General features: G+C 66.2%; 17 protein-coding genes. 5 read left to right on the top strand and 12 right to left on the bottom strand.

Translation table 11 applies throughout. The annotated features are described in order from the left end of the window. Window positions 1–23: 23 nt before the first annotated feature. Window positions 24–2,069, bottom strand: coding sequence for a TonB-dependent siderophore receptor (locus IB258_RS26125; protein WP_225590530.1), 2,046 nt, complete (start codon window positions 2,067–2,069; stop codon window positions 24–26). Between the two features lie 321 nt (window positions 2,070–2,390). Further along, on the bottom strand, window positions 2,391–2,915 hold the full coding sequence (locus tag IB258_RS26120; RefSeq protein WP_054453118.1) for a MarR family winged helix-turn-helix transcriptional regulator: 525 nt from the start codon (window positions 2,913–2,915) through the stop codon (window positions 2,391–2,393). A 166-nt stretch (window positions 2,916–3,081) separates the two neighbouring features. On the opposite strand from IB258_RS26120, the gene IB258_RS26115 reads away from it, so the two are divergent. After that, a complete protein-coding gene (locus IB258_RS26115) occupies window positions 3,082–4,056 on the top strand; it encodes a Bug family tripartite tricarboxylate transporter substrate binding protein (RefSeq protein ID WP_054453116.1) in 975 nt (324 codons plus the stop codon). A 10-nt stretch (window positions 4,057–4,066) separates the two neighbouring features. Next, window positions 4,067–5,635: a sulfatase-like hydrolase/transferase gene (locus tag IB258_RS26110; RefSeq protein ID WP_192353390.1), complete on the top strand. Its 1,569-nt coding sequence runs from the start codon at window positions 4,067–4,069 to the stop codon at window positions 5,633–5,635. Between the two features lie 57 nt (window positions 5,636–5,692). Here IB258_RS26110 and IB258_RS26105 read toward each other — a convergent pair whose 3' ends face one another. From IB258_RS26105 to IB258_RS26060, 10 genes are all read right to left on the bottom strand, one after another. Beyond that, window positions 5,693–7,390 (bottom strand): AMP-binding protein, encoded by a 1,698-nt coding sequence (locus IB258_RS26105; protein WP_119450037.1) that lies wholly within the window; start codon window positions 7,388–7,390, stop codon window positions 5,693–5,695. A 48-nt stretch (window positions 7,391–7,438) separates the two neighbouring features. After that, window positions 7,439–8,029, bottom strand: coding sequence for a chalcone isomerase family protein (locus IB258_RS26100; RefSeq protein ID WP_175181881.1), 591 nt, complete (start codon window positions 8,027–8,029; stop codon window positions 7,439–7,441). Continuing rightward, complete coding sequence (locus tag IB258_RS26095; protein ID WP_192353389.1) at window positions 7,993–8,538, bottom strand: DUF4442 domain-containing protein; 546 nt, start codon at window positions 8,536–8,538, stop codon at window positions 7,993–7,995. The genes IB258_RS26100 and IB258_RS26095 overlap by 37 nt, the downstream gene beginning before the upstream one ends. Before the next feature lie 17 nt (window positions 8,539–8,555). Beyond that, on the bottom strand, window positions 8,556–9,755 hold the full coding sequence (locus IB258_RS26090) for an acetyl-CoA C-acyltransferase (RefSeq protein ID WP_175164306.1): 1,200 nt from the start codon (window positions 9,753–9,755) through the stop codon (window positions 8,556–8,558). Window position 9,756: 1 nt separating this feature from the next. After that, complete coding sequence (locus IB258_RS26085) at window positions 9,757–12,147, bottom strand: 3-hydroxyacyl-CoA dehydrogenase/enoyl-CoA hydratase family protein (RefSeq protein WP_119450034.1); 2,391 nt, start codon at window positions 12,145–12,147, stop codon at window positions 9,757–9,759. Between the two features lie 62 nt (window positions 12,148–12,209). Continuing rightward, window positions 12,210–13,532, bottom strand: coding sequence for an OmpP1/FadL family transporter (locus IB258_RS26080; RefSeq protein WP_054453102.1), 1,323 nt, complete (start codon window positions 13,530–13,532; stop codon window positions 12,210–12,212). A 76-nt stretch (window positions 13,533–13,608) separates the two neighbouring features. Further along, window positions 13,609–15,567: a 3-hydroxyacyl-CoA dehydrogenase NAD-binding domain-containing protein gene (locus IB258_RS26075; RefSeq protein WP_192353388.1), complete on the bottom strand. Its 1,959-nt coding sequence runs from the start codon at window positions 15,565–15,567 to the stop codon at window positions 13,609–13,611. After that, window positions 15,564–16,859, bottom strand: coding sequence for an acetyl-CoA C-acetyltransferase (locus IB258_RS26070; RefSeq protein WP_192353387.1), 1,296 nt, complete (start codon window positions 16,857–16,859; stop codon window positions 15,564–15,566). The genes IB258_RS26075 and IB258_RS26070 overlap by 4 nt, the downstream gene beginning before the upstream one ends. Before the next feature lie 14 nt (window positions 16,860–16,873). Beyond that, window positions 16,874–19,222 (bottom strand): acyl-CoA dehydrogenase, encoded by a 2,349-nt coding sequence (locus IB258_RS26065; protein WP_192353386.1) that lies wholly within the window; start codon window positions 19,220–19,222, stop codon window positions 16,874–16,876. A 47-nt stretch (window positions 19,223–19,269) separates the two neighbouring features. Next, window positions 19,270–19,935 (bottom strand): TetR/AcrR family transcriptional regulator, encoded by a 666-nt coding sequence (locus IB258_RS26060; protein ID WP_192353385.1) that lies wholly within the window; start codon window positions 19,933–19,935, stop codon window positions 19,270–19,272. Window positions 19,936–20,322: 387 nt separating this feature from the next. Here IB258_RS26060 and IB258_RS26055 point away from each other — a divergent pair, with 387 nt between their 5' ends. The 3 genes from IB258_RS26055 to IB258_RS26045 all read left to right on the top strand — a co-directional run bounded on the left by IB258_RS26055 (window position 20,323) and on the right by IB258_RS26045 (window position 24,270). Continuing rightward, window positions 20,323–21,927: a hypothetical protein gene (locus IB258_RS26055; RefSeq protein ID WP_192353384.1), complete on the top strand. Its 1,605-nt coding sequence runs from the start codon at window positions 20,323–20,325 to the stop codon at window positions 21,925–21,927. Window positions 21,928–22,491: 564 nt separating this feature from the next. Then, on the top strand, window positions 22,492–23,244 hold the full coding sequence (locus IB258_RS26050) for a response regulator transcription factor (RefSeq protein WP_054453091.1): 753 nt from the start codon (window positions 22,492–22,494) through the stop codon (window positions 23,242–23,244). 360 nt (window positions 23,245–23,604) lie between these two features. After that, window positions 23,605–24,270, top strand: a complete 666-nt coding sequence (locus tag IB258_RS26045) for a response regulator transcription factor (protein WP_054453089.1) — start codon at window positions 23,605–23,607, stop codon at window positions 24,268–24,270. The last annotated feature ends 6 nt before the right edge of the window (window positions 24,271–24,276 follow it).

The raw sequence follows: 24,276 nt of genomic DNA, 5'->3' as shown, positions 1-24,276 counted from the left end.
CAGGCCCGGAGGCAGTTCCGATTTTAGAAGCGGTAGGCGCCGCTCAGCATGACGGTGCGGCGCGCGCCGTAGAAGCAGTCGCCGCGATCCAGGCAGACCACCTCATAAGTGCGGTCCGCGATGTTGTTCACGTTCAGCGCATAGCGCCAGGGGCCATTGTCGTAGCTGAGCATGGCGTCGAACAGCGTGACCGCCGGGGTTTCCGGGGCGCCACCGTCGCGGAACGCCGACAGGTAGCGCACGCCCGCGCCCACCGCGAACCCGGGCTGGCCGGCCAGCGCGAAGCGGTACTTGCCCCACATGGAGGCGATGTGCTTGGGCTGGGCCTCAAGCTGCGGGTCCAGGTCGGTGTAGATATAGTTGGCGATCACGTCCAGTTCCTTGGTGACGCGGCCGCGCAGTTCCAGCTCCACGCCGCGGGTACGGGTCTTGCCGGCCTGGATCTGGTTGTTGGGATTGTCCGGGTCGTTGGTCTGGCGATTCTTCTCGCGCAGGTCATAGGCGGCCGCGGTGAATTCGATGTCGGCGTCCTTCGGCATGTACTTGATGCCAGCCTCCACCTGTTTGCCGCGCATGGGCTTCCAGCGCTGGTTGTAGAAGTCGGCGCCGGCGATGGGCGTGAACGATTCGCTGTAGCTGAGGTAGGGCGACCAGCCGTTGTCAGCGGCATACATGAGGCCGAAACGCTTGGTGGTGGCCATGTCGGTTTCCCGGTCCTGGCCTTCGGTGGTGCTGTCGGCGCGGTCGCGGCGGATGCCGGCCAGGAAAATCCAGTTCTTGTCGAATTTGATCTGGTCCTGCGCGTAGAAGCCGATCTGCTGCTGATTGATCTTGGGGTTGTCCGACAGTTCGTACTCGGGCACGTTGCCGTACACGGGGTGGTACAGATTCAGCGGCGAGCCCGCGCCGCTGGCCGTCTGGCTGGTCTCGCGGTAGCGCGAATAATCCATGCCGAAGATCACCGTGTGCTCCGTGCGGCCCCAGTTCAGCTTGCCTTCCACGTTCTGGTCCGCCAGCAACGTGCGCATGCGCGGCTTGTTGACATAGAAAATGCGGTCGACGGTGGTCTGTTCCGGATCGATGTAGGAATCGCCGCGGCGCGCGCCGTAGACGTTGGGATAGAGCGTCTTGTAGTCGACGCTGCTGACCGTATTGCGGAAGTTCTGCCGCACCTTCCAGGTGTCGTTGAACTGATGCTCGAACAGCCAGCCGACGCTGAACTGCTCCGTGTCGTAGGCGTCGAAGCCCGGTTCGCTGGCGAAGCGACGGGTCGGGATGCGGCCGTTGGGATTTTCCTGCACCGAGCCGCTCCACGGCAGGAAGGATTGCGTGGTGCCGGCGCGATCCTTCTGCCAGGTGGCCTGCAATGTCAGCGAGGTGGCTGCGCTGGGGCGCCAGGTCAGGGACGGCGCCAGCATCAGGCGGTCGTCCGGCGCGTATTGGACCTGGGTATCGCTGTCGCGTCCCACGGCGATCACGCGGTATAGCCACTGGCCGTCCTCGCTGGCCGAGCCCGTGAGGTCGGCCTGGATTTCGCGGCGGTTGTGATTGCCCAGCACCACGCCGATTTCGCGCTGCGTTTCCTCCTGCGGGCGTTTGCTGACCAAGTTGACGATGCCGCCCGTGCTGCCCTGTCCGTACAGCATCGAGGCGGGGCCGCGCAGCACTTCCACGCGCTCCATCGCATAGACCTCGGTGCGCGGGTTGTTGAAGCTGAAGTACTGGCGCAGGCCGTCCAGGTACTGCACCGGCTCCACGCCGCGGACGCGCACGTAGTCGGCGCGGTTGTCCACGCCATACGCGTTGGGGCGCACGCCGGCCGCGTAGTTCATGGTGTCCTGGATGTTCTGCGCGCCCTGGTCCACGATCTGTTCACGCGGGATCACGGTGATGGCCTGCGGCGTTTCGGACAAGGGCGTGTCGGTCTTGGTCGCGGTGGCGCTGCGCGTGGCGACGTAGCCTTCTACCGGACTGGTCGCGGTTTCGCCGGTGCCGGTGACCTGCACGGCGGGCAGGATGGTGGCGGGTTCGCCGGATGCGGCGGGCTGGGCCTGCGCTGCGGCGCCCATGCAGGCGGCAAGCGCGGCGGCAGCAGGCAACAGGACCAGCGGCCGCGCGCGCCGGGCGGCGGGATCAGGGTGGCGTTTCAACGGATTTCCCCTTCGGCCTGAGTTCGGCCGATTTTGGATGCAAATGACAACGATAACTATTATTAATTTAATAGATCAAAGATGTCAGAAAATCCGCGGTCCGCAGATGTAAAAAAGCCGTGCAAAGCTTGCCGGGCGGTAAGGTGGACGACGAAAAACGCCGTCCTATCAGTAGCTTGGCGAGGTCTGGGAAAGGCGCGAGGGAGCCGCTCGCCTGTTGGCGAGGCGCGACAGAACGGCTCAGGCGTGGCGCGGCCGGCGGGTGCCGCCGTCGCGCCGGCTGGCTTTTTCCGAGACGATATTGCCCTCGGCCATGCGACGGCCGCGCTGTTCGATGCGGCCCAGAAGGTCGCGCAGCAAGGCGACCTCGTCGGCGCTCAGGTCCTGCACCAGCAGGTCGTTCAGGTGCGAGACTTCGGGCAGCAAGGCGTCGTACAGGGTGCTGCCTTCGGCCGTGGCTTCCACACGCACCACGCGGCGGTCGGCGCTGTCGTGCAGGCGGCGCAGCCAGCCTTTTTCGCATAGCGCGCCCAGGGTGCGCGAGGTGCGCGCCAGATCCAGTTTTGCAGCGGCCGCCAGTTCAGCCGAACTCATGATGCCGCCCTCGACGGCACAGGCCAGCACCCGCCATTCGCGCCGCGTGATGCCGAAGCGTCCTTCGCACAGGCGCAGGAATACGGGATTCGATTGCGACCATGCCTGGTATAGCCGGTACATCAGCATGTCCGAAAGCTGGCGCTGCCCGGACGCGGAATCGGTCGGCATGGCATCTCCTCCTGGTGGTGTTGCAGTTCGCGCTGCATATCGTTATGGGAAGTCCTGGATTAGATCAACAAATACGGGCGTTGCTAAAGTCAATTTTCCTATTTGAGTATCGGCCAGGCAGTGACAACCATAATCGACAGCGGGCCGCTGTCTCCAGGAGTTGACCATGCGTAAATGGATATCGGGCGCTGCCGCGGCGGCAATACTTGCGGGGGCCGCACCGTTGGCCGGCGCGCAGCAGGCCCCGCTGGACGGGACGCTGACGGTGGTGGTGGGTTATCCGCCAGGCGGCAGTTCGGACCGCATTGCGCGGCTGGTCGCGGACCGGCTCAAGGATCGGGTAGGCGTGCCCGTGGTGGTCGAGAACAAGACGGGGGCGGGCGGCCGCATCGCGGCGCAGGCCCTGCACACGGCGCCGGCCGGCCAGAACGTGCTGATGCTCGCGAACCCGGCCGTGATGGTGGTGGCGCCGCTGGTCTATGCCCAACCGGGCTACGACGCGCAGCGCGACTTCAAGCCCGTGTCGCTGGTCAGCAGCTATAAATTTGCGATGGCGGTGGCGGCGAATTCGCCAATCCAGGACCTGGCTGGCCTGCGGCAGTGGCTGAAGGCGAACCCCAAGCAGTTCGCCGTCGGCGTGCCGGCCACCGGCAGCCTGCCGCACTTCTTTGCGCTGATGCTGGGACGTGAACTGGGCCAGGAGCCGGAAGTGGTCGGATACCGCGGATCGGCGCCGCTGATTTCCGAATTGATAGGCGGCATCCTGCCGCAGGGCATAGACACGCTGGACACCTTGCTGCCGCAGCACCGCGCCGGCAAGATCCGCATCCTCGCCGTGTCCGGCGAGGCGCGCGATGCCGAACTCAAGGACGTGCCCACCTTCAAGGAAAGCGGGGTGAACCTTGCGGCAAACGGCTGGAACGCCTTCTTCGCACCGGCAGCGATGCCGCAGGCCAAGGCCGACAGGCTGGGCGCGGACATCGCGGCGGTGTTGCGCGAGCCCGCTATGCAGGAGGCCGTGCGCGCAGCCTACCTGGAGCCGGTATCGCTGGATGCGCGCGGCACAGCCGACGCCTTGACTGCGTACCGCGAGCAGTGGGAGCCCGTGGTGCGTGCATCCGGCTTCACGGCCACGCAATAGGAGGACGACGATGAGCGATGTGCAGAACGTGCTGTTCATCATGGCCGACCAGCTGCGGGCCGACCACCTGAGCTGTTATGGCCATCCTTATCTGCAGACGCCCAGCCTGGATGCGCTGGCCGCGCGCGGGGTGCGCTTTGACCGCGCCTTCGTGAACTCGGGCGTGTGCGGGCCTTCGCGCATGAGCTACTACACCGGCCGCTATCCCTCGCGCCACGGCGCCACCTGGAACCGCGTGCCGTTGTCGGTCAACGAGATCACGCTGGGCGAATACCTGGCGGGGCAGGGCCGCGAACTGGCTCTGGCCGGCAAGACTCACATCATCCCCGACAAGGCCGGCATGGAGCGGCTGTCGATCGATGGTTCCTCGGAGCTGGGCGCGCTGCTTGGCCGCGGCGGCTTCACCGAACTGGACCGCTACGACGGCCACCACACGCCGGGCGACGAAAGCGGCTATCCCGCCTTTCTGCGGCGCCACGGCTACGACAGCGCGGACCCCTGGACCGACTACGTGATCGCCGCGGTCGACGCCGCGGGGCAGGTGGTCAGCGGGTGGAACATGCGCAATGCGCACCTGCCGGCACGCGTGGCCGAGCCGCATTCCGAGACCGCCTACATGACGGACCAGGCGCTGGACTTCATGAAACGGCGCGGCAGCCAGCCCTGGGTGCTGCACCTGAGCTACGTGAAACCGCATTGGCCCTACATGGCGCCGGATCCCTACCACAAGCGCTACACCCCGGACCAATGCCTGCCAGTGCGGCGCAACCATGAAGAACTGGAGAACGCGCATCCGGTGGTCGCGGCCTACCGGCAGCAGGAAGAGAGCGTCAGCTTTTCGACCGACGAATGCGTGCGCGTGGTGCGTCCCGCCTACCAGGGCCTGATCCGGCAGCTGGACGACCATCTGGGCCGGCTGTTCGACTACATGGAAGGCGCGGGCCTGATGAAGAACACGCTCATCGTGTTCACCGCGGACCATGGCGATTTTCTCGGCGACCATTGGCTGGGCGAAAAGGAGTTGTTCTACGACACCGTGCAGCGCGTGCCCTTCATTGTCATGGACCCCTCGGCTGCGGCCGACGCCACGCGCGGCCGCGCGTTGGACGACATGGTGGAAAGCGTGGACCTGGTGCCCACGGTGCTGCGCGCGCTGGGCAAGCCCGGACCCGGCCATCGGCTGGAAGGCCGCGAATTGCAGACCGTGCTGCACGGCCGCGATGGCGCGACTCCTTGGCGCGATTGCGTGTATTCGGAGCTGGACTACAGCTTCCGCCAGGCCCGCCTGTTGTGCGGCAAGACGCCGCAGAACGCCCGCGCCTGGTCGGTGCGCACGGACCGCTGGCGCTACGTGTACTGGCTGGACGAGCGTGAACAACTTTTCGACCTGCATGCCGATCCGGACGAGTTCCAGGACCTGGGCGCGAGCAGCGCGCATGCGCAAACGCGCCTGGAGCTGTGCCAGCGGCTGCTGGAATGGATGCTGCGCGGCAAGCGCCGTACCACCATCAGCGACGAGGCCGTGGAAAAGGCGACCAACGCCCACAAGCGGGCCGGAGTGTTTTTCGGGCAGTGGTAGGCCGGGCTGGCCCCCGCCGCCGGCCCGCGTTCGGCGCGAGCCGGCGGCTGTCCAGTCTTAACCCGGCTGCCGGACTTGCGCCTGCACGGCTTCCTGCGCCGCCGGTTTCAGTTCGCGGCGCAGGATCTTGCCGACGTTGGTGCGGGGCAGGTCATCGCGGAACTCGATGTAGCGGGGCACCTTGTAGCCCGTCAGCTGCTTGCGGCAATGCGCGATCAGGGTCTCGGCGTCCAACGCCGGATCCTTGCGGATCACATACAGCTTCACGGCTTCGCCTGAGCGCTCGTCGGGCACGCCCACCGCCGCCACTTCGCGCACGCCGGGATGCAGCGCGGCCACGTCCTCGACCTCGTTGGGATAGACGTTGAAGCCGGACACCAGGATCATGTCCTTCTTGCGGTCCACCAGGAACACATAGCCCTTTTCATCCACGTAACCCACGTCGCCGGTACGCAGGAACCCGTCGGCATACAGGACCAGCGCGGTTTCGTCGGGCCGTTGCCAGTAGCCCTGTGTGACCTGGGGACCGCGCACGCAGATTTCGCCGGTCTCGCCCACGCCCAGTTCTTGGCCCGCATCGTCGCGGATGGAAATGTCGGTGGATGGCACGGGCAGGCCGATGGAACCGGTGAACTCCTGCACGTCCAGCGGATTGATCGTGACCGCGGGCGAGGTCTCGGTCAGGCCATAGGCCTGCGCCAGTGAGCGGCCGGTGACGGCGCGCCAGCGGTCGGCCACCGAGCGCTGCACCGCCATGCCGCCGCCCATCGTCAGGCGCAGCCGCGAGAAATCCAGGCGCGCGAAATCCGGGTTGTTGAGCAGGGCGTTGAACAGCGTGTTCACGCCCGTGAAGGCCGAGAACGGCACCTTGCGCATTTCCTTGACCAGCCCGGGAATGTCGCGCGGGTTGATGATGAGCAAATTGCTGGCGCCCATCTTCATGAAGGTCAGGCAGTTCGCGGTCAGCGCGAAGATGTGATACAGCGGCAAGGCGGTCACGATGCACTCCTCGCCTTCGGTCACCAGCGGCCGGACCCAGGCATAGGCCTGGCTCAGATTGGCCACCAGATTGCCGTGGGTGAGCATGGCCGCCTTGGCCACGCCGGTGGTGCCGCCGGTGTATTGCAGGCAGGCCAGGTCGCGCTGGTCCAGTTCCACTTCCGTGAAGGGCGCGGCGGCGCCGGCGCGCAGCGCATCGCCCAGCCGGATGGCGCCGGGCAGCGACCACGCGGGCACCATGCGCTTGACGCGGCGGACCACGAAGTCCACCAGGCGTCCCTTGAGCGGTCCCAGCAGCTCGCCGATGGACGTCACCACCACGCGTTCTATCGCGGTGCCGTCCAGGGCCTTCTGCACGGTAGCGGCAAAGTTGTCGGCGACCACGATGACGCGGGCGCCCGAATCGGCCAATTGGTGCTGCAGCTCATGCGGGGTATAGAGCGGGTTGCAGTTGACCACCACGCAGCCGGCGCGCAAGGCGCCGAACAGGCATACGGGGTATTGCAGCAGGTTGGGCATCATGAGCGCGACGCGGTCGCCGCGGCCCAGGCCGTTGGCGTGCAGCCAGGCCGCGAAGTCGCGCGTCAGCCGGTCGAGCTCGGCGTAGCTGAGGGACTTGCCCATGCTGATGTACGAGGTCTTGTCGGCGTAGCGCCGGCAACTTTCGCGCACGACCGACACCAGCGTCGTCACGCCGTCCATTTCGATGTCCGCAGGCACGCCCGCGGGGTAGCTTTTCTGCCAGATTCGTTCCATATGCCGGATTTCCGTGTGTGGCCTGTACAGCAAGAGAGCCTTTGGGCCCTAGCCGCCCAGCAGGGCTTTTTTCAGGGAGGCTTGCGCGGGTTTGTCGCCCAGCCAGACCCTCAGCAGGGCGCGCGCGAACGCGGGGCTGTCGATGCGGCCTTGCGGCTTGCCGTTATCGGTGACCGCGACGCCGCGGGCGTCGAAATCCAGGTCGACCACGTCGCCTTCGCGCACCGCGCCGATTTCCGCCATCAGGGCGGACAGGCGGGCGGCCGGCGCCTTCAGCTCGGCCAGCTCTTGCGCTGATGTATTGTCGCGCAATCCGTCCTGCAGGGCTTCGTCCAGGCTTTTGCTGTCGACGTCGCGCAGCAGCAAGAGGCGCATGCGGCGCGGCTCGTCGCTGTTGACCAGCGCAGCCGCATCGCCGCTTTTCGCGGTGGCGTACAGCGCCGCCACGTAGACCTTGACGACGAACTTGGTGCGCACGCCGGCGCCGTTCAGCACCAGCGCGCGGCCGCCTTCCGACAGGCTGTCCGGAACGCGCAGGCCGGCGACTTCGACGTCGGCGGCCTGTGCGGGGGCGCCGGCCAGGCAGGCGGCAAGCATGAGGCTCAGGGCGGCGATTCGCCCTCCGGGGATGCGACGCATGATTCTCCTCCAGTGTTCTTCTGCTTGTAGAACTTCTTGTCTGCGATATAGATCGTGCGTTCCACGACGGCGTAGACCACGCCGTCGCGGTCCTTGAGTTCCACCGTATAGGTCCGGGTGGTTTCATGGTCGCGCGCGAGGATTGCGCGGATTTCCGCGATTTCGTCGGGCGGGAGCCGGAAGTCCGCATACAGCGTGGCGTACGCCGGCTTGCGGAAGCGTATGGTGGCCGCCTTGTCCCACACGATGTGGTCCGCGCCCAGCGCGGACATCAGCATCGTGGGGTGGGCGCCGTCGGTCACCGCGAACAGCGAACCGCCGTACATCGAGCCGACGATATTGCGGGTACGCCGCAGCAGCGGCAGCTTGATGCGGATGTGATGGAAATCCGCGGATACATGCACCACTTTGCCGCCGGTGGCGCGGAACGCGGGATGCAGGTTGAAGCCCACCCGCATCAGGCGCGCCCGCCAGGTCGGCGACAGGTTCTTGAACCAATAGGGCTTCATGTTCCGCGCCGCTCCGCCTACATCGCCTCGAACAGGCCGGCCGCGCCCATGCCGGTGCCGATGCACATGGTCACCAGGCCGTACTTGCCGCCGGTGCGGCGCAGGCCGTGGGTCAGGGTGGCCGTGCGGATCGCGCCCGTGGCGCCCAACGGGTGGCCTAGCGCGATTGCCCCGCCCAGCGGATTCACCTTGGCCGGATCCAGCTTCAGCTCGCGGATCACCGCCAGCGATTGGGCGGCGAAGGCCTCGTTCAGTTCGATCCAGTCCAGCGCGTCCTGGCCGATGCCGGCGCGTTGCAGCACCTTGGGGATCGCGGCGACCGGGCCGATGCCCATGACTTCGGGCGGTACGCCGGCCACGGCGAAGCCGGCAAAGCGCGCCAGCGGGCTCAGATTGAATTCGCGCAGGATGCGGTCGGACACCAGGATCACGGCGGCGGCGCCGTCGGACATCTGCGAGCTGTTGCCGGCGGTGACGCTGCCGCGCGCGGCGAACACCGGCTTCAAGCGGGCCAGCGCCTCGGCGCTGCTGTCCGGGCGGGGACCTTCGTCCGTCTCGACCAGGCGGCGCGCGACGCGCACCGTGCCGCTGGCGTCGCCGGGCTGGCGCGACACCGTTTCATAAGGCGTGATCTCGGCGCGGAAGTGGCCGGCGGCGATGGCCGCGCAGGCCTTCTGGTGCGAGGCCAGGGCGAAGGCGTCCTGGTCCTCGCGCGAGACCTTCCAGCGTTCGGCGACCTTCTCGCCGGTCAGGCCCATGCCGAAGGCCATGCCGATGTTTTCCTGGTGTTCGAAGATGGCGGGGTTCATCGACACCTTGTTGCCCATGATCTGCGGCATGGCGCTCATGGATTCGGTGCCTGCGCCGATCATGATGTCGGCCTCGCCGGTGCGGATGCGCGCCGCGGCATCGGCCACCGCCTGCAGGCCTGATGCGCAGAAGCGGTTCACGGTGACGCCGGCCACGCTTTGCGGCAGGCCGGCGAGCAACAGGCCGATGCGGGCCACGTTCATGCCTTGTTCGGCTTCCGGCATGGCGCAGCCGGCAATGACGTCATCGATGCGCGCGGCATCCAGGCCCGGGACCTGCGCCAGCGCGCCATTGAGCGCGGCAGCCAGCATGTCGTCGGGACGGGTGGTGATGTAGGCGCCGTTGCGCTTGCCCACCGGCAGGCGCGTGGCGGCGACGATGTAGGCGTCTTGAATCTGCTTGCTCATGTCAGTTCCTCAGGGGCTTGCCGGTGTCGAGAGTGTGGCGGATGCGGGCCTGGGTTTCAGGCGTGCGCAGCAGCGCCACGAATTCCTTGCGCTCCACGGCCAGCAGCCATTCCTCGTCCACCTTGGCGCCGGTGTCGACCTCGCCGCCGCACAGGGCCACGGCGGCGCTGCGCGCCACGCGGTAGTCGTGCGCGCTGATCATGCCGCCTTCGCGCATGTTGACCAGCACCATTTCAAAGTTGGCGATGCCATTGCGGCCCGCGACCGGAATGTCGCGCAAGCGGGGCGGCGGCGTGTAGCCGGCCTCGGCCGCGGCGCGGGCCTGGCCGATGGCGACGTACAGCAGCTCGTCCGGATGGAACACGACGATGTCATGCTCGCGGGCGAAGCCCGTGGCGATGGCTTCCAGCGCGCTCTTGGCGACCTGCGCCGTGGCGATGGTCTGGAACACCGGTTGCAGATAGGGGAAGACCTCGCCCGGCGTGGCTGTCTTGGCGGCCAGCGCCGCGGCGCGGCCGGCGAATTCCTTGCTGCCGCCGCCCGCCGGAATCAGCCCGACGCCGGCCTCGACCAGCCCGATATAGCTTTCCAGCGCCAGCACCCGGTGCGAGGCGTGCATCAGGAATTCGCAGCCGCCGCCCAACGCCATGCCCTGCACGGCCGCCACGGTGGGAATCTGCGCGTACTTGAACGACTGCGAGGCGCGCTGGAACTTTTCAACCGTGGCCTCCAGCATGTCCCATAGCCCGGCGGCGCAGGCCTCGGAGACCTGCTGCAGGTTGGCGCCCACGGCGAAGGGCGCGTCATGCCAGATGACCAGCCCGTCGTATTCGCGTTCGGCGCGCGCCACCGCCTGCAGGATGCCGTCGAGCACTTCCGCGCCCAGGGTGTGGTTCTTGGAGGTGACCGAGAGGATGGCCACGCCGGCGTCGACCTGCGGCAGGTTCCACAGGCGCACGCCTTCGTTTTCCCAGATCGTGACGCCGCGCTCGCTGGCGCCTTCGCCGTACACACGCTCGGGGAACAACTGGCGGCGGTACACCGGCAGCGTCGAACGCGGGCTCAGCTGGCCGGTACGCGCGGAGTAGGAGCCTTCGGGCGCATGCACGCCATTGCGGCCGGGTTCCAGCGCCCAGGCCGGCAGCGGCGCGTCGCTCATGGCCTGGCCGGCGGCGATGTCCTCGGCCACCGCGGCGGCGATGGCCTGCCAGCCGGCGGCCTGCCAGGTTTCGAACGGACCTTGGGCCCAGCCGAAGCCCCAGCGCATGGCCAGGTCCAGGTCGCGCGCATTGTCGGCCACGTGTTCGAGTTGCACGGCGCTGTAGTGGAAGATGTCGCGGAACAGGCTCCAGAGGAACTGGGCCTGGGGATGGCTGCTCGCGCGCAGCGCGGCGAAGCGCTTGCCCGGGTCGCGTTCCTTGAGCAGGGCGGCGACTTCGTCGGCCAGCTTGCCGGCGCTGGGCACATAGTCCTGCGCCTTCAGGTCCAGCACCTGGATTTCGCGGCCCTGCTTGCGGTAGACGCCGGCGCCGGTCTTTTGCCCCAATGCGCCCTTGGCGATCAGCGCGGAGAGCCACTCGGGCAGCTTGAAATAGCGGTGCCAGGGGTCGTCCGGCAGATTCTTTTCCATGGTGCCGACCACGTGGGCCAGCGTGTCCAGGCCGACCACGTCGGCCGTGCGGTAGGTGGCGCTCTTGGGGCGGCCGATCTTCGGGCCGGTCAGGGCGTCGACCTCATCGAACGCCAGGCCCAGGCGGGCCGTGTGGTGCATGGCTGCCAGGATCGAGAACACGCCGATGCGGTTGGCAACGAAGTTGGGTGTGTCCAGCGCGCGGATCACGCCCTTGCCCAGGGTCGAGGTCAGCCAGGTTTCGAGCTGATCCAGCACGGCGGGCTGGGTGTGCGAAGTGGCGATGATTTCCACCAGCCGCATGTAGCGGGGCGGATTGAAGAAGTGGATGCCGCAGAAGCGGTCGCGCAGGCCCGCGGGCAGGGCGTTGGCCAGCGCGTCGATCGACAGGCCCGATGTATTGGAGGCGATGATGGCGCCCGGGGCCACGTGCGGCGCGATGCGCTCGTACAGCGCGGTCTTCCAGTCCATGCGCTCGGCGATGGCCTCGATGACCAGGTCGCAGCCGCGCAGGCGTTCGAGGTCGTCGTCGTAGTTGGCGGGCGTGATGTACGCCAGGCGCGCCGCGCCGGCCAGGGGCGCGGGCTCCAGCTTCTTCAAGCCGGCGATCGCTTTCTTGACCGTGCCGTTGCGGTCGCCTTCGGGGGCGGCCAGGTCGAACAGCGTGACGGGCACGCCGGCATTGGCCAGATGGGCGGCGATCTGCGCACCCATGACGCCGGCCCCCAGGACGGCGACGTGTTTGACGACGAACTTGCTCAAGGCAGTCTCCTGAAAAAAACGAATGGCGGGCCGGACCGGGCCGGACCGCCATCCGGGGCGGGTTAGAAGCGGGACGACAGCTGTATGCCCAGGATGTGGGCATTGCTGTCATAGGTGCCCGCCACGCGGCCCTTGGTCAGCTGGTTGCCGGACGTGGTGTCGATGTCCGTCTTGCGCAGGTAGAGATAGGTATAGCCCACGTCCAGCGTGGTGTCCTTGGTGGCCTGCCACTGAATACCGGTCGAAAGCCAGTAGCGGTCGTTGTCCGGCAGCGAGGTCGGACGGTCGGCTTCCTTGTACACGGGCGATTGGTCGAAGGCGACGCCGACCTTCCACTTCCAGTTGGGCGCGAACTTGTAGTTGGCGCCCAGCGCGACGCGCCAGCTGTCGCGGAAGTTCAGCGGCAGGTCGTCGTCGCGCGCACCCGGCCCCGAGTTGCGGATCTTCAGATTCGGAATGCTGCTCCAGCCGGTCCACGAGACGTCGCCCAGCAGTTCCCAGCGTTCGTTCAGCTGGTGCGCCGCGCTCAGGATCAGGGTGTCGGGCAGGGACACGGTGGCCTTGGCGTCGAACGACACCGAGTTGCCGCGCGGATAGATGCTGGTGATGTCGGTGTCGCCCTTCGCGGTGTGCTTGATCTTCGAGCGGTAGGACAGGCCGATGCGGGTGTCTTCGGTGGGTTGCAGCATGAAGCCCACGTTCCAGCCCCAGGCATCGCCCTTGAGATTCAGGTCGGCGTCGCCGGTCGTGCCCAGCGGCATGCCGGGAACCGGCAGCACGGTCTTCTTCTTGTAATTGGCGTCGATGTGCTGCCAGTTCACGCCAAAACCCATGGAGAACTTTTCGTTGACCTTGTAGGCGATCGAGGGGTTGACGTTGATCGTCTTGATCTCGAACTTGTTGGAGTGGTACTGGCCCACCCAGCCGTCGTCGTACTCGGTCATGAGCCCGAACGGGGCGCCCACGCCCAGGCCGATGAACCATTGCTCGTTCAACTGCCAGGAGGCGTACATATTGGGCACCACGCCGAGGTTGCCCGCGTCGCCGCCGTTGCCGCCGGTCGGGCGCGATCCGCCCAGTCCGGTGCCCGGCAGGCCGGGAATGCTGGGGTTGCGGCTGTCGCCGTTGTCTGAAAACTTGAATGACGGCTTGATCAGGTTGACGCCGCCGGACACATTGAAGCCGGGCAGGTAGGTCATGCCGGCCGGGTTGTAATAGATGATGCTGGCGTTCTCCGGATTCGCCGCAGAGCCTGCATAGGCGTTGCCCAGGCCGCTGGCGTTCTGCTCCAGGAGCTGAAAGCCGGCCGAGTGCGTTGCCGTGGATGCGCCCAGGCCGACCACGAGGGCCGACAAGGTGCTCAGGGACAATGAACGTCTGCTCATGGTACTGCCTCCTCGTGATGGATGATGTCTCTATGGCACTGCCGGTCTTGTCGTTCCGGTTTAGGTTGTACAGGTCCTAATCGGCCTCAGCCGGTCTTATACTCCGCACCGCGTTGCTGCTTTGGTAATGCAAGGGACCGCCCGTGAATGGCGCGAACCCCGTTCCGAAAATCACGCCCGCGTCGGCCAGGTCGGCGTCGGCGACGATGCCCGCATCCACGCGCTGGCGGGTGGCGTCGATCAGCGGTTGTATCAGGCGCTGCGCCAATCCGGCGGGCGCGCCGGACTGGCTGGCGCCCTTGACCGGTTTGCCGTCGCGCCAGGCGTAGAAGCCGCGGCCGCTTTTCTTGCCCAGGTCGCCGCGCGCCAGGCGCTCGGCCAGGCAGCGCGGCGGCTCGGCGCCGCCAGCAAGTTCCGCGCCCGCCGCACGGGCAATATCCAACCCCACGGTATCGGCCAGCTCCAGCGGCCCCATCGGCATGCCGAATGCGACCATGGCCGCGTCCACGGCTTCGGGCGCCAGGCCCTCGTCCACGCTGCGCATGGCCTGCAGCATGTAGGGCGCCAGCACGGCGTTGACCAGGAAGCCCGGCGCGCTCTTGACCGGCAGCGCCAGCTTGTCGATCTGGCCGACGAAGGCGCAGGCGCGGGCTTGCGCCTCGTCCGAGTCGCCGTCGGCGTGCACGACCTCCACCAGCGGCATCTTGGCCACGGGATTGAAGAAGTGGATGCCAACCAGCCGTTGGGGCTGCGCCAGATCCGCGCGCAAGGTCTCCAGCGACAGGCTGGAGGTGTTGGTGGCGAGCAGCGCATCGGCCTTCATGCGCGGCTCCAGCGCGCGGTAGAGCGCGCGCTTGGCTTCGGGCTGTTCGCTGATGGCTTCGATGACGATGTCGGCCAGCGGCACGCCGCCGCCTGCGGGATCCGGCACCAGGCGGTCGAACGCCGCGCGCGCGAGTCGCGGATCCTTCAGGCGGCGCGAGAACAGCTGGGCGGCGCGCTTGATGGCGGGCGCGATGCGCGCCATGTCCTGGTCCTGCAAGGTGACCGTCATGCCCTTGAGCGCGCACCAGGCCGCGATGTCGCCGCCCATCACGCCGGCGCCGACCACGTGCACGTGGCGCGCGGGGGCAATGCCGGCCTGCTTGCCGTTGGCCTTCAGCCGTTCCTGCAGGCGGAACACCCGCAGCAGGTTGCGGGCGGTGTCGGAGGAAATGATGCGCTCGATCAGCGCAGGCGCCTGCAAGGCGTTGCCGCCATGCTTTTCCCAGATCTCGACGATGGCGGGCGCGGCCGGATAGTGGCCCAGGGGATCCTTGGCCGCGATCTGCTTGCGGGCGCGGTTGGCGACGATGGCCTTGAGCGGCCAGCGGTTGGCCCAGGCGCCGAAGCCGCGCGCGCGGCGTGGCGCCTTGCGCGACAGCACGGTCTGGCGCGCGGCGGCCAGCAGCAGGCGGGGCGGCACGCGCGCGTCCGCCAGGCCCAGCGCCGCAGCGCGGCGCGCGTCGGCGCCTCGGCCGGTCAGCATCATGTCCAGCGCGGCCGGTGCGCCGATCAGCCGCGGCAGGCGCAGCATGCCGCCCCAGCCGGGAAAGATGCCGAGCATGACTTCGGGCAAGGCGAGCGACGTGCCCGGCTGGTCCGCCACCAGGCGGTAGCGGCAGGCTAGCGCGAGTTCGAGCCCGCCGCCCAGGCAGTGGCCCTGGATCAGGGCCAGCGTGGGATAGCGCACCGCGGCCAGTCGGTTGAACAGGTCCCATCCGCGCGCCACCAGCGCGCGTGCCTGCTCGGGCGTGTCCAGGCTGGCGAATTCATTGACGTCAGCGCCCACGACAAAACCCGTGGATTTGCCAGACCGGATCACCAGGCCCGCGGGCGGGGCCGCGTCCAGCGCGTCCAGCACCACCGCAAGTTCGCTCATGGTGTCGGCGGACAAGGCATTGACCGCGCTGCCGGCGCGGTCGAAGGTCAGCCACGCCAGGCCGTCGGCATCGCGCTCCAGGCGCCAGTGCGCAAGCGTGTCGATAGTCGTCATGAGCGGTCCTCGTCCAGGGTTTCGACCAGCATCGCGCCGCCTTGGCCGCCGCCGATGCAGATGGCCGCCATGCCGCGCCTGTCGCCGCGGCGCTTGAGGGCCGCCAGCAGGTGCAGCACGATGCGGGCGCCGGAAGCGCCCACGGGATGCCCGATGGCGATCGCGCCGCCATCGACGTTGAGCCGGGCCGGGTCGAGGTCGCCCCAGGCCGGCGTGCCGAAGTGTTCCTGGCAATAGGCATCGTCGCGCCAGGCCGCCAGGCAGCCTAACACCTGGGCGGCGAAGGCCTCGTTGATTTCCCACAAGTCCAGGTCATTGAGGCCCAGCCCGTGGCGCTGCAGGATGGGCGTGGCCGCATGCACCGGCCCCAGGCCCATCTGCGCGGGATCGAGGCCGGCCCATTGGCTGTCGAGGATGCGGCCCAGCGGCCGCAGGTTCCATTTGCGCACCGCTTCCTCTGAAGCGAGGGCCAGCATGGCGGCGCCGTCGGTGACTTGCGAGCTGTTGCCCGCGGTGATGTTGCCCCAGGGCTTGTCGAAGACGGGTTTGAGCTTGGCGAGCTTCTCGGGAGTGGAGTCGTCGCGCACGCCGTCGTCATCGGGATACAGCTTGCCCTGCGTGTCGATCAGCGGCGAGATCTCGCCAAGGGCGCCGGCCGCGCGGGCCGCCCGCGCGCGAGCATGGCTCTGCGCCGCGTAGGCGTCCATCGCGGCGCGGTCGATGCCGAAGCGGGTCGCGACGTTCTCGGCAGTCTGCCCCATGGACAGGCCGACCACCGGATCGGTCAGACCCTTGAGCAGACCGATGACGGGCGCAAGATTGCGCAGCCGGAAACGGCCCAGCGCCGCGAGCTTGGCGCGCGCGCCGCGCGCGGCATACCAGCTGGCCAGCCAACGTACCATCTCGTCCGAATACAGCACCGGCGCGCGCGACAGCGCATCCGTGCCGCCGGCCAGCACCAGCTCCGAACGGCCGGACTGGATGTTGGCCACCGCCGAATCCAGCGCTTGCATGCCCGAGGCGCAATTGCGCATGACGGTCCAGCCTGGCACCTTGTTGCCGCAGCCCAGGCGCAGCGCGATCACGCGGCCGATGTTCACTTCGTCGGGCGAAGGCGCGGCGCAACCCACGATGACCTCGTCCAGGTCGGTGGGCGCATAGGGCTGGCGCAGCAGCAGGGCGCGTCCCGCCTGCACTGCGAGATCGCCGGCGGAGTAGGGGCCCGGGCCGGTGCGCGCCTTCAGGAAAGGCGTGCGGGCGCCGTCGACGACGTAAACCGGTTTGAATGCCATCCGATTCCTCCTGTTCAGGCGGCCCTGCGTTCGGCGGCGGGGCTGCCCTGGTCCGCGGCGCGCAAATCAAAGGGGAAATCATCCACTTTCACCACCGTGTCGCGCAAGCGGTTGCGGCGTTTCACCACTGCATATTCTTCGGCGGTGATGCCGCCGATGGCGAAGGCGGCATCGGCGATATCGCGCACGTTGGCCTGTGGATTGCCGTCAAGCGCGCCGCGCTTTTCGAGTTCGCGGATCTTGGCTTCGATGGGCTCGGCATCCAGTGTGGCGGCCAGCGCCAGCTCGATCGCGCCCACCGGCTCGGCCTCGGTCGCGGGCAGGTGGCAGCCGGCGGTCAGGCGGTCGCGCGTCGCGCTGGGATTGATCAGCAATCGCGCCACGTCCTGGCCCAACTGGTCCGAGGGCAGGGCTTGCGTGCGGCCCCAGGGGAAGACCAGGCGGCGCAGGCTCCAGGCCACGAAACGGTTGGGGTAGTTGTCCAGCACGCCTTCGACGGCTTCCTGCAGCTTGTACAGCGCGTCCTGGATGGACCAGTGCGCCAGCGGCGCGTCGGCCGCCTGGCGGCCTTCGTCTTCGAAGCGCTTGAGCGTGGCGCTGATCAGGTACATCTGCGACAGCACATCGCCCAGGCGCGCCGACAGGCGCTCGCGGCGCTTGAGGCTGCCGCCCAGCACCAGCATCGAGGTGTCCGCCAGCAGCGCGAAGGCGGCACTGTAGCGGCTGAGCAGCTGGTAGTAGCGCTTCATCTCGGGAGCGACATCGGCGTTGACGCCGACCCAGCGCGCGCCCGTGAGCGCCGTGCCCAGCGCGCGCAGCTTGTTCTTCGCGACGAAGCCCACGTGGCCCCAGAAGGCGCGGTCGAAATCGTCCAGGCCCTGCTTGCGGTCGGACGATTGCGCGGCCTGCATTTCAGCCAGCACGTAGGGATGGCAGCGGATCGCGCCCTGGCCGAAGATGATCAGGCTGCGCGTGAGGATGTTGGCCCCTTCCACCGTGATGCCGATCGGAATCTGCTGGTAGGCGCGGCCCAGGAAGTTGGACGGGCCCAGGCAGATGCCCTTGCCGCCGATGACGTCCATGCCGTCGTTGACGACCTGGCGCGCGCGTTCGGTCACGTGGTACTTGACGATGGCGGACACCACCGATGGCTTTTCGCCCAGGTCCACCGCGCCTGCCGTCATGCTGCGCGCGGCGTCCATCATGTAGGTGTTGCCGCCGATGCGCGCCAGCGCTTCCTCCACGCCTTCGAACTTGCCGACGGGCGTGCGGAACTGGCTGCGCACGCGCGCATAGCCGCCCACCGCCCGGGTCGTCAGCTTGGACATGCCGGTGTTGGAGGAGGGCAGCGAGATCGAGCGTCCCGCCGCCAGGCATTCCATCAGCATGCGCCAGCCCTGGCCGGCCATGGCAGGACCACCGATGATGAAATCCAGCGGCATGAAGACGTCCGCGCCGCGCGTGGGGCCGTTCATGAACATGGCGTTCAGCGGGAAATGGCGGCGGCCGGTGTCCACGCCCGGATGGTCGTGCGGCACCAGCGCGCAAGTGATGCCGAGGTCTTTCGCGCCGCCCAGCAGGCCGTCGGGATCGTACAGGCGGAACGCCAGGCCCAGCAGGGTGCACACAGGCGCCAGCGTGATGTAGCGCTTGTCCCAGGTGACCCTCATGCCTATCACTTCGCGGCCCTGCCATTCGCCCTTGCAGACGATGCCGCTGTCGGGGATGGCGGCGGCGTCGGAGCCGGCCCAGGGGCTGGTCAACGCGAAGGCGGGCACTTCCTCGCCGCGCGCCAGGCGCGGCAGGTAGTGGTTCTTCTGGTCGTCGGTGCCGTAGTGCAGCAGCAGTTCGGCGGGGCCGAGCGAGTTGGGCACCATGACTGAAACCGCCAGCGCCGACGAGCGCGTGGACAGCTTGGTCACGATTTCGGAATGGGCATAGGCCGAGAACCCCAGGCCGCCGTATTCCTTGGGAATGATCATGCCCAGGAAGCCCTGGGTCTTCAGGTAGCTCCAGACCTCGGTCGGCAGGTCGTGGCTTTCCTGCGTGACATGCCAGTCGTTGACCATGCGGCAGGCCTCTTCGGCCTGGACGTCGAGGAAACGCTGCTCGTCATCGTTCAGGCGCGGGCGGGGATAGGCCAGCAGGCGGCTCCAGTCGGGCCGGCCGCGGAACAGTTCGCCTTCCCACCACACCGTACCGGCCTCCAGCGCATCGCGCTCGGTGTCCGACATCTGCGGCAGCACCTTGCGGTACAGGTTGAAGATCGGCGCCGACAAAAGGGCGCGGCGGATCGGACGTACGCCCAGCAAGACCGCCGCCAGGAGCGCGACGATGACCAGAGCGTAGATGACTGCGTTCATTTTCTTGTCTCCGTGGAGGTTCTGTTCCGTCTGCGGGCGCTTGGCGTTCAGGGCACGTGCGGCAGGGGCGAGCGCAGGCCGCCGAGCAGAAAGCTCATCAGGCGCGGCAGCAGCAGGTTGGGGTTATCCGGTTGTTCGGCGTCGTCGATGGTCCAGCCCGTGACCGAGCGCAACAGGTCGGTGCCGATGATGGCGTACGAGGTGGCGCCCAGCATGAACTGGAAGCGCCACATGATTTCCGCGCGGGGCACGTCGGGCAGGGCTGCGAACAGCGCGTTGCGGTAGCGCTCCAGCACATCCGCGTACTCCTCCGCGAACAGCGCGCGGATGAAGTCGGAGGGATCCGTCATGGTGCGTTCGAGCAGCGGCAGGAAGGTGCTGCCGGCCTGCGCGGGATCGGCCGCCAGGCGCAGCAGCGTGCCGAAAAAGGCGTCCACGATCTGCGACGGCTTCAGGGGCCTGCCTTCGGCTTGCGCCTCCAGCTCATCCAAAAGTCGCAAGCGTTCGCGGTTCAGCACTTCAAGGCGACGTTTGAGCACCGCCTGCACGAGTGACTCCTTGGAGCCGAAGTGATAGTTCACCGACGCCAGATTGACGCCGGCGGCCGTGGTGATCTGGCGCATCGAGGTGCCATCGTGTCCTTGTTGGGCAAACAAGGCCTCGGCGGTGTCCAGGATGGATTCACGGGTGAGGGACGGTCTGATTTCTTGCATAAGGTTGAATTCAAACGTTCGTTTAAAAACAATTATGCGTGAGAGATGGCTGAGACGCGAGCCTCGGCTATCCCCAATAGGGTTTACCACTAGCGGGCCGCAAGTCCCGCGTTCAGGACCGGCCGGATTCTCGCCAATCTCCACCAGAGGGATGACGAAACTCATGCGGAGGGAGTAACGATTTCCTAGTGTTTGCGCATGACCTTGAGCCTTTCGTCCTCGGACTGCCGACCTAGGATGAATGTGGTCTGGAAGGGAGGCGCAAAACCCCGCAGTATCAGCGCGAGGAGTTGAATCTGTCGCGCCCCTGAATACGCAATGACAGGCCCTAGTCCGTTCGCCGTAACGGACGGAAGGCCGACAAGCCCTGGCACAGGAGCAGGAGAAATGAAAACCTACAGAGTGGGACTGCTGGTCGACGGGTACGAGCAACCCGGCTGGATGCATGAGATGGTGGATTGGCTCACGCATAGCCAGGATTTTGAAGTCGCTGCTTTGCTGGTGATGAGTGAGGAGGGCGGCGAGAAAGCGCCCCGGTTGGGTGCGCGCGCGTTGTTTGGCGCCTTGTCGCGCCTGGAAGCGCGGCTGCTGCCGGCAAAGCAGCGGCAGGCGCTTGCGTGCCGCGACATGCGGGAAAGCGTGTCATCGGATACGGCTGCCGTCCTGTCGTTGACGCCTGGCATGCCCGCGGCCGAGGTGCAAAGCCAGGTTGCGGCGCTGGGCCTGGACCTGGTCATCACGCTGGGCGCATCGCCTGCCACCCGCGAACAAACGGCGGGCTGGGCGCGGCTGGGCGTATGGCAGCTGAGTTATTCGGATATTGCGGTGGCGACCAGCCGCTATGCCGGCTTCTGGGAGGTCTATCAGCGTGAAGATCACACCACGGTGAAGCTCTGGCGCGTGGGGCCGCGGGAGGACCAGGACGAATTGCTGGACCAGCGCAGTTTCAACACCGAAGTGTTCTGGTTGAAGAATCAGGCGCGCGCGTTCAGCCTGGGCAATTTCATGGTGTACGACGCGCTGCAGGCGCTGGCCCGCGTCAAGCAAGGCGTTGCGCCGCCGGGCATGCAGATCATGAGCGGCTTGCGGCGCGAGGATCCGGTGGAGTGGGATAGCGCCGCATATATTGCGCGTCAGGCCTGGTTAATGTCGGATTTGATTGTGCGGCGCGTCATGAAACGCAATGTGCGCTGGCGGATAGGCATGTTTCCTTCTGCCCGGCAGCAGGCGGTGGTATCCGAGGCCATGGTATTGCAGCCGCCCAAGGGAAGATTCTTCGCGGATCCGTTTGTATATACCCAGGATAAAAAGCCGTATATATTTTTCGAGGATTACGATTTTACCTCGCGCAAGGGCACGATCTCGGTTGCGACCTACTCCGACGGGGCTTTCCGCCTGCTGGGCACGGCCCTGAACCTGCCCTACCATCTGTCATTCCCATATATATTCGAGCACGAAGGCGTCACCTACATGGTGCCGGAGACCTGCGGCAATCGCAGTATAGAGCTCTGGAAATGCACCGATTTTCCGCTCAAATGGGAGCTTGATGTAAATTTGATGACTAATATATCCGCCGTCGATACCATTATTTTCAAACACGGCGAATATTGGTGGTTATTAACCAATATCGATCGGACCGACGGCCAAAGCCATTGCGACGAATTATTCGCTTTCTTTTCGGATTCGCCGCGCTCGACCGAGTGGACGCCGCATGCCTGCAACCCCATCGTGCGCAACCCGATGCGGGCCCGCAACGCCGGAATCGTTGTGTCGCCTGGCGGAGAGGTGATCCGCTGCGCCCAGTACCAGGGCTTCTGCCACTACGGCAAGGGCGTGTCGTTGAACCGGATAGAGGAACTAACGCCGTCCACCTATGTGGAAACGGACGGCGAAATCCACTACGCGAGCTTCCTGAGAAAACGTCATGCTTCGATGCACCATTGGCATCATCAGGGCGGGCATACGGTATTTGACTTCGCCTATATGGAGTAAATCGTGCCGGAAACGCAAAAATAAAAATGTTACCTATATTTCGATTACGAGAAAGACGCACGGGCTTGATGTGTCCGCGGAAACATATAGACAGTTATTGTCCTGATTCCGGAACTTCCAGGCCGCGCCCGGCGGATGCCGCGGCGCGGCTTTTTTACGCCTGTAACAGCGGCCTGCCTTAGCCTGCGACCCGCGCCGGACCTGCATCTTCCATAGGGAAAGCGCAAGCTCCTCATGGGGAATTCCTGGTGAAAACCCTAGCGCCGGAATGGATGAGATGCGCGTCTCGTCCAGATTTACGATGATGATTAAGGCTAACGAATGATTTCTGTTTTTGTCGGATTATATCGAGTCGAAACGTCTTGATTTTGACAATTTCGAACCATAAGATGGGTCCATGCCATCCGTTATGTTGGCTACCAAAGTCTCCCAGCCCAAATGCTCCGGTTCAGCTTCATTAGATATTCCGGAATATTGCGGACTCGCATCGCAGGGTTGGAAAAAAAATAGTCTTCAGCACAGCGAAGATCCCTTCTAGGCCCGTCGAAAAACCGGGAGGACACCATGGCCAAGATGGTCCTGATTGAAGCCCATCCGCTCCTGCGGTTGGGGTTGTGGCAGATTCTGAGCAAGTTGGATGATGTGTGGGAAATCGAGGGGATGGGTTTGGCTGACATCTCCAAGGCGGACGGCGTGCACGCGGGCGCCGACCTGTTGATCTATGGATTGCCGGTGGATACCGACGAAGCGTGGAGCGCGCTGCATGAAATCCAGCGCGTGCTCACGCCCAAGCGGATCCTGCTGCTGACGGACGTCATGCCCCTGCCCATGCCGGTACAAGGGTTGCCCGGGGCAAGCGTCTACGGTTGCCTCATGAAGACGGCATCGGTGGAAATCCTTGAAGCGGCCATCCGCCTGGTCATGGCGGGAGGGCAGTGCTTCCCCAGCGAACAGGCATTGCAGGCTCCCGCGCAAACGGTCTGCGCCTTGCCGGCCAGGGATGCCGACGATGCCGCTGCCAGCAAGGGTTCCATGCCCGTCAGCGCCGGCGCGCAGCTGCTGCAGATCACGCCGCGGCAATACGAAGTCCTGGTGTTGCTGGCGCGCGGCTATCCGATCAAGACGGTCAGCAGGATGTTGAACATTTCGGTGGCCACGGCCAAAACGCATGCGTGCACGCTTTACCAGCGCTTGCATGTGAAGAACAAGGGCGAAGCCGTATACGCGGCGCTGCAGCGTGGCGCGACCTTGGAATGGCATGAACCGAACGGCAGGGATGTGGATGCCGGGCAGCTTTATGGGCGCAAGCTCGGGTAGCCGGGATTGGTTTGCGCGGCCTGCCCGGCAGCCTGGAACGAAGGCGTTCCGTTGCTGCCGGGAGCGCGCATAGCCATCATGGCTAATTCATACACAGCAGTATCCGCGGTCGCAGTGCTGCTGCATTCCTCCACCAATCATCCTCCTGAACGAGATTCAGCGAACGTAGCCGCTGATAGCATGGGTTGTGTCCGCAAGACTGGATCGAGAAGGCGAACAACTCCGCCTCGCCATCGCGATTCCGTGCCGCGGACGAGATTCCCGTGAGGTCGGTGACGCCAGCAGCCTGCCGTTGCAGCAATGATGCGCCAGCGTCATGGGAACCGTGTATGGGCCATGCGTCACAAGGTTCCCCCCGGGATGACAACCGTACTGATCGAAGACTACGCTCTGCTCCGTGTCGCGATCCAGCATGTGCTGGAGCGTGCGCGGAACACCGACGACATTCTGGCCATCTCGCCAGCCCAATTGCTCACCATGTCCAGTTCGATCAACCGCCCGGTGGAGTTGCTGGTGATGGGTTGCAGCGGCCTGGCCGAGCAGGACGTCGGACTCCTGTCCCAATCGATGGCGTTCTTCATGCCGCGGCTGGTGCTGGTGCTTTATTCGGTGCTGGACCCGGGCGTCATGGCGGCGTGTGCGCGGGCAGGCGTCGCGGGCTACATGCCCAAGGCCTCCAGCCCCGATGCGCTGGCGGCGGCGGTCAGCCTCGTCATGGCGGGCGGCGAATGCTATCCGCAGCCCGCGGCCCGACCTCAGGGCGCCTCGCATCCGCCAACCCAGGAGCTGAGGGAGCTGACCCAACGGCAGGAAGAGATCCTGCAATTGCTGGTGCAGGGCAAGACCATGCGGGAGATCGGCCAGCAGGTCGGCATCTCGGTGGCCACCGTGAAGAGCCACGCGCGCACGCTGTACTGGAAGCTGAACGCGCGTAACCAGGCCGAGGCAGCCTACATCGCGGTGCAGATGGGACTGGTCAGAAGCGGCAACGGCGCAGCGCCCGCCAAGCACGACCCAGACGCGTAGGATGGG

It is taken from the genome of Achromobacter sp. ACM02, assembly GCF_014851605.1.
Lineage (GTDB): Bacteria > Pseudomonadota > Gammaproteobacteria > Burkholderiales > Burkholderiaceae_B > Achromobacter > Achromobacter aegrifaciens.
Note: the sequence above shows the minus strand (reverse complement) of the source record. Positions and strands in the feature narration are given on the sequence as shown.

Excerpts from the sequence above, each read along its gene's own strand:
- IB258_RS26125 (WP_225590530.1), bottom strand. The coding sequence starts at position 2,069 with ATGGGCGCCGCAGCGCAGGCCCAGCCCGCCGCATCCGGCGAACCCGCC.
- IB258_RS26065 (WP_192353386.1), bottom strand. The coding sequence starts at position 19,222 with ATGAACGCAGTCATCTACGCTCTGGTCATCGTCGCGCTCCTGGCGGCG.
- IB258_RS26105 (WP_119450037.1), bottom strand. The coding sequence starts at position 7,390 with ATGGAACGAATCTGGCAGAAAAGCTACCCCGCGGGCGTGCCTGCGGAC.
- IB258_RS26045 (WP_054453089.1), top strand. The coding sequence starts at position 23,605 with ATGACAACCGTACTGATCGAAGACTACGCTCTGCTCCGTGTCGCGATC.
- IB258_RS26075 (WP_192353388.1), bottom strand. The coding sequence starts at position 15,567 with ATGACGACTATCGACACGCTTGCGCACTGGCGCCTGGAGCGCGATGCC.
- IB258_RS26050 (WP_054453091.1), top strand. The coding sequence starts at position 22,492 with ATGGCCAAGATGGTCCTGATTGAAGCCCATCCGCTCCTGCGGTTGGGG.
- IB258_RS26100 (WP_175181881.1), bottom strand. The coding sequence starts at position 8,029 with ATGCGTCGCATCCCCGGAGGGCGAATCGCCGCCCTGAGCCTCATGCTT.
- IB258_RS26120 (WP_054453118.1), bottom strand. The coding sequence starts at position 2,915 with ATGCCGACCGATTCCGCGTCCGGGCAGCGCCAGCTTTCGGACATGCTG.
- IB258_RS26060 (WP_192353385.1), bottom strand. The coding sequence starts at position 19,935 with ATGCAAGAAATCAGACCGTCCCTCACCCGTGAATCCATCCTGGACACC.
- IB258_RS26080 (WP_054453102.1), bottom strand. The coding sequence starts at position 13,532 with ATGAGCAGACGTTCATTGTCCCTGAGCACCTTGTCGGCCCTCGTGGTC.
- IB258_RS26055 (WP_192353384.1), top strand. The coding sequence starts at position 20,323 with ATGAAAACCTACAGAGTGGGACTGCTGGTCGACGGGTACGAGCAACCC.
- IB258_RS26110 (WP_192353390.1), top strand. The coding sequence starts at position 4,067 with ATGAGCGATGTGCAGAACGTGCTGTTCATCATGGCCGACCAGCTGCGG.
- IB258_RS26090 (WP_175164306.1), bottom strand. The coding sequence starts at position 9,755 with ATGAGCAAGCAGATTCAAGACGCCTACATCGTCGCCGCCACGCGCCTG.
- IB258_RS26070 (WP_192353387.1), bottom strand. The coding sequence starts at position 16,859 with ATGGCATTCAAACCGGTTTACGTCGTCGACGGCGCCCGCACGCCTTTC.
- IB258_RS26115 (WP_054453116.1), top strand. The coding sequence starts at position 3,082 with ATGCGTAAATGGATATCGGGCGCTGCCGCGGCGGCAATACTTGCGGGG.
- IB258_RS26095 (WP_192353389.1), bottom strand. The coding sequence starts at position 8,538 with ATGAAGCCCTATTGGTTCAAGAACCTGTCGCCGACCTGGCGGGCGCGC.